The following is a 9702-nucleotide window of genomic DNA, read 5'->3' as shown; positions in this document are numbered from 1 at the left end:
GGGTTATCCCAAGGTATGAGGCAATTTGATAGTCCGTGAGTTTAACGTTGAGATCTGTAAAGCTTTGAGTGAATAACTGATATCGCTCTTCTGGGCTATACATCAACATGAAGCGTTCTTTGTTTTCCTTAAACACTAACTGACGTTCTAATAAGTGTTGATATAGCGCTAACCCTTGTGAGCGCCATGTTTCAATTAGCTCAATCGGTAGGGCAATAAGCTCGCTAGCGGACAAGGTTTCTAATAGAAAAGGCGAAGGTGATTGGGTGATCAGCGCTTCAAAGCCAATCAAAGTATCTTGATCCCAATAAAACTCTTTACTGAATTGCTTACCACTGTCAGTGAGATAGCAAGCATGGCAGAGTCCATTGAGTAAAAAGTAGAACTGCTCTGCTTGTTGCCCTTGATGAAGCAATATATGTCGAGTGGGTAATGCTAATACTTGTGCTTGGCTTAATGCTTCATCAATCGTAGTTTGCTCGGCGCCAAATTGTTGAAGAAATTCGGCGAGTTGAGAAAGTTGCGCGGAAGGCTTCATGACGACTCTCTTTTTAATCATAAAAAAATACCGCAGACCAGCTGCGGTATCTAGCTTACTTTATTGCGTCGATTATTTCGCGTGTTGTAAATCCAATTGGTAAATCGCAAAGCCAGTTGGCGTTGTTTCAACTTTGATCATTGGGTACTGACCTTTGTTTTTAATGAACTTCGCCGCTTTTTCACTGTTTGCAGTTTCAAAGCGAATATCTAACTTCTTATCACTTTTCAGTGGCGTGAAGTGCCAGTTGTTATCCGCACTTGGTACAACTTGCCCTTTTTCTTTACTTACACGGCTAATGTAGTTAGAAAGAACGGTACGGTTTTCATCGGGTGCAGCAAAGGCAACAAACTTCTCGCCAGTACCAGCAAATTTACCACTATAGGCACGGTAGTTATTGGTTGCGATGATGAATTTCTGATCGTCTTTTACAGCTTTGCTGTTAAAGCTTAGATCTTTAATACGACTTGCCGTTGGGTTAATGACTTTACATTCACCGTCGTATTTCGCCGGTTGTGAAATATCGATGTTGTAAGTAACGCCATCAATAACATCAAAGTTATAAGTACGGAAACCATCCCAGTTGATCAAGCCTTGTGGCTTGTCACTGTTAACATCAATTTGATTAAATTGGCCAGCAGAACATTCCAGCCACTCTTTCACTTCCTTACCTGTTACTTTCATGGCAACAAGGGTATTTGGGTACAAGTATAAGTCAGCCGCGTTACGGAAAGTCAGTTGACCTGATTCAACTTCAGTAAAGTTAGTTGCATCGTTACCACGACCGCCAGCTTTAAATGGTGCGGCTGCTGAAAGTACTGGAATACCATCGAGATCGGGATCACCTTGAATAAAGCGTTCAACATAATCTTTTTGTGCAAGGTTTACGATTTGCACGGTTGGATCGTCTTGTACCAGCGCTAAGTAGCTGTACATAACGTCACTTGCTTTACCAATTGGCTGATTAACGAAATCACGAGTGGCGTTGTGATCAACTTTAACCGCCGCTACTAATTTAGGATCAGCATCAACAATAGGTTTTTGCGTTGCTTTATCAAAAATAGGGCGAGCTTCAGTTTGAGCCGAGGTGACTTTCCAGCTGTTCCCCTCTTTATCTAATACTAAATCCATGATGCCAACGTGATCGCCCCAGCGTCCCGGCATTACAGCTGGAATACCATTGATAGTCCCTTTTTCGATATCAGCACCTGGTAGGTTTGCAAATTCTTTACTTGGGAAAACCGAGTGTGAGTGACCGAATGCAATCGCGTCAATACCTTCAACTTGTGTTAAATAGTATACCGAGTTTTCAGCACCCACTTTATGTGGATCGGTCGAAACGCCTGAGTGTGGGATAGCGACAATAATATCAGCGCCTTCTGCTTTCATTTGTGGAATGAATTTCTCAGCAGTTTGCTTAATATCTTTGGCTTCAACCTTACCCTCTAGGTTCTTCTTATCCCACACCATGATTTGTGGCGGAACAAAACCGATATAACCAATCTTCACTTGTTGGTCATTATCCTTGTTATCTTTAAATGTGTATTCCTTGATCAGATAAGGAGAGAATAAGTTCTTACCTGTTTTTAAGTCGTAGACGTTTGCATTGATGTAAGGGAAGTCAGCACCTTCAATGCTGGTATCAAGGAAATCTAAGCCATAGTTGAATTCGTGGTTACCAATATTACCAACATCGTAATCAAGTTGGTTCATGACTTTATAAACAGGGTGAACTTCACCATGCTTGATCCCTTTTGCTGCCATGTAGTCACCCATTGGGCTACCTTGCAGTAAATCACCGTTATCAACTAAGACACTGTTGGTGACTTCGCCACGTGCCTTTTTTACCAACGTTGCAGTACGTACTAAGCCTGTTTTCTCGGTTGGCGTATCTTTGTAGTAATCGTAATCCATTACATTGGTATGGATATCCGTAGTTTCTAAAATACGTAGTTTGATGGTGTCTGCTGTTGCTGGGCCTGCAAGCGTAAGTAAACCGCCTAATATCGCGATTGATAAAGGCTTAGCTGATAACTTCATGAATATCTCCAAACGGGGTAGGCAAATAAAGCACGCGTAAGGTATCAAATGTACTGAGAAAGGCTGTTACCCATGTCGCACTATTGTGCTTTGTTTCTCATTTTTTTTGACCAATTGTTAGCGTTATCGAAAATTTAGCCGTTATTTCTCGTATCAATGGAAGAGTGATTCGTCATAATCTAGACATAAAAGGTATAACATAAGCTTTTATTTGCTGTGTTGTTCGCTATCATTCACCTTAATCATGAGATTTATCGCTATAGAATGCGTCATCTATAGTGTAAGTCGCTATATCTCGTCATTAAGTGTTGTCTGCATGTTGTGGCTAAACTTTTTGGAATAAAAAATGAAATTTTAGAATTTCAAGTAATATCAAGCCCCCTCTATAGTGCATCTAGGGATAAAATAGAGGGCTAATGATGGATTACTTGCCAATTTTTGCAGATTTAAAGCGTCGACCATGTCTGGTTGTCGGTGGTGGTGATAGCGCGTGGCGTAAAACCCGTATGCTATTAAAAGCAGGTGCAGATGTTCGTGTTATTGCACCAAGTTTAAATGCTGACTTTACTGCTGCATTAGCTTCTCAACAGATCAAATTGGTCGGTGAACATTTTTCACCATCAGATCTTGATGGTATTTTCTTAGCCATTGCCGCGACAGAGCGTAAAGCGATTAATGCTCTGGTCTATCAATCAGCCAATCAACGCCAAGTATTAGTCAATGTTGTTGATGATACTCAGCGCTGCAGTTTTATTATCCCCTCTATTGTTGATCGTTCACCCATCATTGTCGCGATCTCGTCATCAGGTAAGGCTCCGGTACTGGCCCGTTTATTACGTGAAAAACTTGAAGCGTTATTACCACAACATTTAGGACGTATGGCGACGATTGCGGGCAACTTCCGTCAGCGTTTATCACAAACCGTTTCTTCTTTTTCTGCTCGTCGTTATTTTTGGGAGCAAGCCTTCAACGGACGTTTTGGTGACTTAGTGGCATCAGGACGTGAGCAAGAGGCTGAGCAAGAGCTGGTGGCATTGACCCAACAAGCACCACCGCAAGGGCAAGTCGCATTAATTGGCGCAGGTCCAGGTGATGCAGGGTTATTGACCCTTCGTGCATTACAACTGATGCAGCAAGCTGATGTCGTGCTGTATGACTACTTGGTGTCTGATGAAGTGATGGACTTAGTCCGCCGTGATGCCGAATTAGTATGCGTGGGTAAAAAAGCTGGTTTTCATAGCGTCCCTCAAGAAGAAACGAATCGATTAATTGTGCACTACGCCCAGCAAGGTAAACGTGTGGTGCGATTAAAAGGTGGCGACCCATTTGTATTCGGTCGTGGGGGTGAAGAGCTTGAAGTGCTGTTTGATGCTGATATTCCATTCCAAGTTGTACCGGGTATTACGGCAGCTGCAGGTGCTACAGCCTATGCTGGCATTCCATTAACTCACCGTGATTATGCCCAAACCGCCATGTTTGTAACGGGGCATCTAAAGCCTGATGGCGATACTTTGGATTGGTTAACACTTGCGCGTGGAAAACAAACCTTAGTGATTTATATGGGGTTGATGAAATCGAGTCATATTCAGCAACAGTTGTTAGAGCACGGTCGTGGTGCTGATACCCCTATCGCCATTATTGAACGTGGTACTCAGAAAAACCAAAAAGTTTTAAAAGGTCAGCTAAGCGAGCTGGCTGAATTAGCAAAACATGCTGCTTCTCCATCGCTGATAGTAGTAGGAGAGGTAGTTAATCTATCGACGAAATTAGATTGGTTCACAAAACAGGAACAGTCGCTACAGCAGCAAGATGCGGTAGTTAAGCTGGCATAGTATGGAGAGAGAGATGGACCCGAAACGTTTAACCCACCTCAAGCAGTTAGAAGCGGAAAGTATCCACATTATCCGTGAAGTAGCGGCTGAGTTTGATAATCCGGTAATGATGTACTCTATCGGTAAAGATTCATCGGTGATGTTACACCTCGCACGTAAAGCATTTTATCCGGGTAAGATCCCGTTCCCATTGCTGCACGTTGATACTGATTGGAAATTCCGCGAGATGATCGATTTCCGTGATCGCACAGCAGAAAAGTACGGTTTTGATTTATTGGTACATAAGAACCCTGAAGGTCTCGCAATGGGCGTTGGTCCATTCACGCACGGTTCGTCAAAGCACACCGATATTATGAAAACTCAGGGTCTAAAGCAGGCACTGGATAAGTATGGTTTTGATGCCGCTTTTGGTGGCGCACGTCGTGATGAAGAAAAATCACGTGCAAAAGAGCGTGTTTATTCGTTTCGTGACAAGAACCATACCTGGGATCCGAAAAATCAGCGTCCTGAGCTATGGAAGACTTACAACGGTCAAATTAACAAGGGTGAGAGCATTCGTGTTTTCCCACTTTCAAATTGGACTGAGCTTGATATCTGGCAATACATCTATTTAGAAGGTATCGAGATTGTTCCACTGTACTTATCTGAAATACGTCCTGTGGTTGATCGTGACGGCATGTTGATCATGGTTGATGATGAGCGTATGGAGCTTCAACCGGGTGAGAAAATCGAGCAAAAGAGTGTGCGCTTTAGAACTTTAGGTTGTTACCCATTAACGGGAGCAATTGAATCTTCAGCCGATACCCTACCGGGCATTATTGAAGAAATGCTGGTGGCAACATCGAGTGAGCGACAAGGTCGAGCGATTGACCATGATCAGTCGGGTTCAATGGAATTGAAAAAACGCCAAGGTTACTTCTAAGGAGAGAATAATGAATAGTGTGATTGAACAACAGGTCGCTGAGCTCGGTATCGAAGCTTATCTTGACCAACACCATAATAAATCTTTACTGCGATTTTTAACCTGTGGCTCAGTAGATGATGGTAAAAGTACTTTAATTGGTCGACTGCTGCATGATTCTCACCAAATTTATGAAGATCAATTAGCGGCAATTCATACTGACAGCCAAAAAGTCGGTACAACAGGCGATAAGCCTGACCTAGCGTTATTGGTTGATGGATTGCAGGCTGAGCGTGAGCAAGGGATCACGATTGATGTTGCTTACCGTTATTTCTCAACCAAAGCGCGTAAGTTCATCATTGCCGATACCCCAGGACATGAGCAGTACACCCGTAACATGGCAACAGGTGCGTCGACCTGTGATGTCGCGGTTATCTTGATTGATGCTCGTAAAGGCGTATTGGATCAAACTCGTCGCCACTCTTACATTGCAAGTTTATTGGGGATTCGTCACTTTATTGTTGCGATTAATAAAATGGACTTAGTGGGATTTGATCAAGCGCGTTTTGAGTCAATCCGTGAAGAATATTTAGCTTTCTCGAAAAAACTGAACAGCGATATCAACATTAGCTTAGTGCCGTTATCGGCATTAGAAGGGGATAACGTTGTTGGCCTTAGCGAGCAAACGTCGTGGTATGACGGTGATTCATTACTGACGTTGCTTGAAAAAGTGGACCTTACCCAAGGTCAGGCGTCGAAAGCTCTCCGTTTCCCGGTGCAATATGTGAATCGTCCAAATCTTGATTTCCGTGGTTTCGCTGGCACATTAGCCTCAGGTGAATTACGAGTGGGTCAAAAAGTACGTGCGTTACCATCGGGTAAAACCTCGACCGTTGATCGTATCGTAACATTTGATGGTGATTTAGAGGTTGCAACACCGGGCTTAGCGGTAACCGTAACATTGGCCGATGAAATTGATATTAGCCGTGGTGATACGTTAGTCGCTGCTGATGAAACAGTGCCACTGAGTAATAATCTTCTTGCTGATATTGTTTGGATGGGCGAGTTACCGTTAGAAACGGGTCGCCAGTACGACATTAAAGTTGCAGGCAAGAAAACGGTCGGTAGTGTTGATGCCATTCGTCACCAAGTTGATATTAATAACCTTGAAACGTTTGAAACTGATGTCTTACCGCTTAATGGTATTGGCGTATGCGAAGTGAGCTTAAATGAAGCCATTGCCGTTGATAGCTATCAAGCATGTAAAGATACTGGCGGCTTTATCATTATTGATCGCTTAACGAATGTGACGGTTGGTGCGGGTATGGTACGTGAAGCATTAGATGCTAAACAAAATACTGCGCAATACTCAGCATTTGAAGTTGAATTAAATGCCCTGATCCGCAAGCACTTCCCACACTGGGATGCTAAAGATCTTAGCAAGTTGCTAGGGTAATTCTATGGGATGGGAGCAAGCGATTGTCTTAGCTATGCTGGTGGTGATTATTCTCTGCTTACTGGCAACCAAAATAAAACCGCCTTACTTATTTGCAGGTGCGGCATTTATTGGTTACCAGTCTGGAATGATCGATTTACCAACATTGGCTGGCAATTTCACTAATTCTTCATTACTGACATTAGTGTTGTTGATCCTTGCTTCCATTGCTTTAGAAAAAACACGGTTGATTAGTTGGGTTGGGCGTCAAATATCGCAGGGCGGTCAAACGGCGGTGGTAACAAAACTCGGCTTATCAACCGCATTATTATCATCTTTTACGAATAACACTGCTGTTGTCGTGTCATTAATTGGTGCGATTAAGCGTAACCAACGCCACGCACCATCTAAATTATTATTACCGTTGTCGTATACCGCTATTTTAGGCGGGACGTTAACGTTAATAGGAACATCGACGAACTTAATTATAAATAGTTTCGTTGAAGATGCGGGTCTGCCTAGTTTAGATTTCTTCGCACCAAGTATGATTGGTTTAGCTGTATTGGTTGTTGGCTTAGTTATTCTTATCCCGCTTAGTCATCTATTACCCAGTTATGATGACCATGCTGATGATCAACTGCCTTATTTCCTTGAAGCACGTGTAGAAGCTAAATCCCCATTAGTTAGAAAAACCGTTGCCGAAAATGGTTTGCGTGCCCTACGCCGCTTATTCTTAGCAGAATTGATCCGTGACGGTCAAACCATAGCACCTGTATGCCCTGATACTAAGTTGCAGGCAGGCGATACGTTATTATTTTGTGGTGATGTAGAAAGTGTAACCACACTCCAAGAAATTCCAGGTTTAAACCTTTTTGGTCAGCATCACCTAAATGGCCAATCGATGATGGAAGTTATCATCAGCCACTCGGCAGGAATTCGTGGAAAAACCTTAAAAAGTACCCATTTTAGAGAAAATTTTGATGCTGTAGTTGTGGCTATACGTCGTGGTCATGAACGTCTTGCTGGTGGACTCGGTAATATCGAACTGCATGCTGGTGATACATTAGTTATCGTGCCGGGGAAAAAATTCCAACAAAAGAAAGCCACCTTAGAGCGTGAATTTGTCTTGGTGAATGGTCTTGATTCAAGTGCTCGCTTAGATAACACCAAAAGTGCAGCTGTACTGATGGGATTTCTGACTGTTATTGGTCTCGCTTTATTGGGTGTATTACCGATCATTAAAGGGTTAGCCATTTATCTTTTCGTTATGGTAGCAGTAGGCATTATCTCATTTGCAGAATTACGCCGACGTTTTCCTATCGATATCGTTGTGATTGTCGGCTCGGCTTTAACCTTGGCTAAATTGATGATCACAACTGGGTTATCTGAGCGAATGGGTGAAGCTTTGATTGAGGCATTTAATGGCTGGGGGATTTATGGGGCATTAATTGCGGTTTACTTACTGACACTCGTGTTAACGGAGTTAGTGACCAATAATGCTGCAGCGGCTTTGTCTTTTCCTATCGGTTATAGCCTGGCATTAGCTTATAACGTTGATCCTATGCCTTTCATTATGGCAGTACTGTTTGGCGCCAGTGCGAGCTTTATCTCACCCTATGGTTATCAAACTAACTTATTAGTCTATAGCGTAGGTAACTATAAGCTGAGAGATTATGTTCGGATTGGATTACCAATATCGATAGTGTATTCAATCGTTGTATTAACCCTGATCCCACTGTTATTCCCTTTTTAATAAATAGACAACGGAGTGTGTTATGACAATCACGCCACAAGCGCATGATGATAACGAGAATATTGTTTGGCATCGTCATACCGTAACCAAAGAATTACGTGCAACACAAAAGAATCAGAAAGCGAGTGTGTTGTGGTTTACTGGCCTAAGCGGAGCAGGAAAATCAACAGTAGCTGGCGCATTAGAAAATAAACTGGCTGAAATTGGTTACCACACCTATTTACTTGATGGTGATAATGTTCGCCATGGTTTATGTCGTGATCTTGGTTTCTCAGCAGAAGATCGCCGTGAAAATATTCGACGTATTGGTGAAGTCGCGACATTAATGGCTGATGCTGGACTAATAGTACTTAGTGCTTTTATTTCACCACATCGAGAAGAGCGTCAATTAGTGAGAGATTTACTGCCTGAAGGTGAGTTTATTGAAGTATTTGTTGATACTCCTCTTGCTGAGTGTGAAAAACGTGATCCGAAAGGCTTGTATAAAAAAGCGCGAGCAGGTGAAATCAAACAATTTACAGGTATTGATTCTGAATACCAACCGCCGTTATCGCCTGAGCTCCATTTAGCGGCAGGTAGCAATGCAATAGATAAGCTGGTGGCACAATGTGTTGAACATTTAAAGTCACAACAGATCATCAGCTAATAAATGAAGGAGAAAGGGATTAGCAATGTTACTCGACGAAATATATAGCATCGCGTTAGAAGCGGGTGCTGCCATTATGGCTCGTTACCATGGTCAAGTTCAGATCACGCAAAAATCAGATAGCAGTCCTGTCACAGATGCCGATCTTGCTGCTAATGAACTTATCGTTACCAAACTACAGCAGCTAACACCAGAGATCCCTATTCTTTCAGAAGAGTCCGCACATACAGATTGGCAACAACGACAAAATTGGGACACATTTTGGTTAGTGGATCCATTAGATGGCACTAAAGAGTTTATTCGCAAAAATGGCGAATTCACGGTTAACATTGCTTTAATAAAAGAAGGACGTCCTGTTTTAGGTGTGGTGTATGCGCCTGCATTGGAAAAAGCATGGTTAGGTGATGGTGAAAAGGCGTGGTTAGAAACCAAAGCTGGTCGTGAGCCTATTCGTGTACGAGCAGCAACAGTACCAACCATTGTTGGTAGTCGCTCTCATCCTTCCCCTGAGTTAGATCACTATTTAGAACAAATCGGTGAGCACAAGATGACGGAAG

At 42.8% G+C, this 9702-nt stretch carries 8 protein-coding genes; 6 read left to right on the top strand and 2 right to left on the bottom strand.

Annotated elements, in window-relative coordinates; all coding sequences use genetic code 11:
- A partial coding sequence (locus SKA34_RS22030; protein WP_006647754.1) for a Crp/Fnr family transcriptional regulator occupies positions 1-538 on the bottom strand: 538 nt, incomplete at its 3' end.
- Positions 539-610: 72 nt separating this feature from the next.
- A complete protein-coding gene (locus tag SKA34_RS22025) occupies positions 611-2578 on the bottom strand; it encodes a bifunctional 2',3'-cyclic-nucleotide 2'-phosphodiesterase/3'-nucleotidase (protein ID WP_006647753.1) in 1968 nt (655 codons plus the stop codon).
- A 419-nt stretch (positions 2579-2997) separates the two neighbouring features.
- Between SKA34_RS22025 and cysG the strand changes: the two genes are divergently transcribed.
- The 6 genes from cysG to SKA34_RS21995 all read left to right on the top strand — a co-directional run.
- On the top strand, positions 2998-4410 hold the full coding sequence (cysG, locus tag SKA34_RS22020; RefSeq protein WP_006647752.1) for a siroheme synthase CysG: 1413 nt from the start codon (positions 2998-3000) through the stop codon (positions 4408-4410).
- Between the two features lie 13 nt (positions 4411-4423).
- On the top strand, positions 4424-5332 hold the full coding sequence (cysD, locus tag SKA34_RS22015) for a sulfate adenylyltransferase subunit CysD (RefSeq protein WP_006647751.1): 909 nt from the start codon (positions 4424-4426) through the stop codon (positions 5330-5332).
- A 10-nt stretch (positions 5333-5342) separates the two neighbouring features.
- Positions 5343-6767 carry a sulfate adenylyltransferase subunit CysN gene (gene cysN, locus SKA34_RS22010; protein WP_006647750.1) on the top strand — a complete coding sequence of 475 codons (1425 nt, stop codon included), beginning with the start codon at positions 5343-5345 and terminating at the stop codon, positions 6765-6767.
- A 4-nt stretch (positions 6768-6771) separates the two neighbouring features.
- Positions 6772-8499 carry an SLC13 family permease gene (locus SKA34_RS22005; RefSeq protein ID WP_006647749.1) on the top strand — a complete coding sequence of 576 codons (1728 nt, stop codon included), beginning with the start codon at positions 6772-6774 and terminating at the stop codon, positions 8497-8499.
- 22 nt (positions 8500-8521) lie between these two features.
- Complete coding sequence (gene cysC / locus SKA34_RS22000) at positions 8522-9145, top strand: adenylyl-sulfate kinase (RefSeq protein ID WP_006647748.1); 624 nt, start codon at positions 8522-8524, stop codon at positions 9143-9145.
- Between the two features lie 25 nt (positions 9146-9170).
- Positions 9171-9702, top strand: a 532-nt coding sequence (locus tag SKA34_RS21995) for a 3'(2'),5'-bisphosphate nucleotidase CysQ (protein ID WP_006647747.1), incomplete at its 3' end; no start/stop codon positions are given.

It is taken from the genome of Photobacterium sp. SKA34 (assembly GCF_000153325.1).
Classification (GTDB): domain Bacteria; phylum Pseudomonadota; class Gammaproteobacteria; order Enterobacterales; family Vibrionaceae; genus Photobacterium.
This window is presented reverse-complemented; position numbering and strand designations above follow the sequence as displayed.

Excerpts from the sequence above, each read along its gene's own strand:
- SKA34_RS22025 (WP_006647753.1), bottom strand. The coding sequence starts at position 2,578 with ATGAAGTTATCAGCTAAGCCTTTATCAATCGCGATATTAGGCGGTTTA.
- cysG (WP_006647752.1), top strand. The coding sequence starts at position 2,998 with ATGGATTACTTGCCAATTTTTGCAGATTTAAAGCGTCGACCATGTCTG.
- cysD (WP_006647751.1), top strand. The coding sequence starts at position 4,424 with ATGGACCCGAAACGTTTAACCCACCTCAAGCAGTTAGAAGCGGAAAGT.
- cysN (WP_006647750.1), top strand. The coding sequence starts at position 5,343 with ATGAATAGTGTGATTGAACAACAGGTCGCTGAGCTCGGTATCGAAGCT.
- SKA34_RS22005 (WP_006647749.1), top strand. The coding sequence starts at position 6,772 with ATGGGATGGGAGCAAGCGATTGTCTTAGCTATGCTGGTGGTGATTATT.
- cysC (WP_006647748.1), top strand. The coding sequence starts at position 8,522 with ATGACAATCACGCCACAAGCGCATGATGATAACGAGAATATTGTTTGG.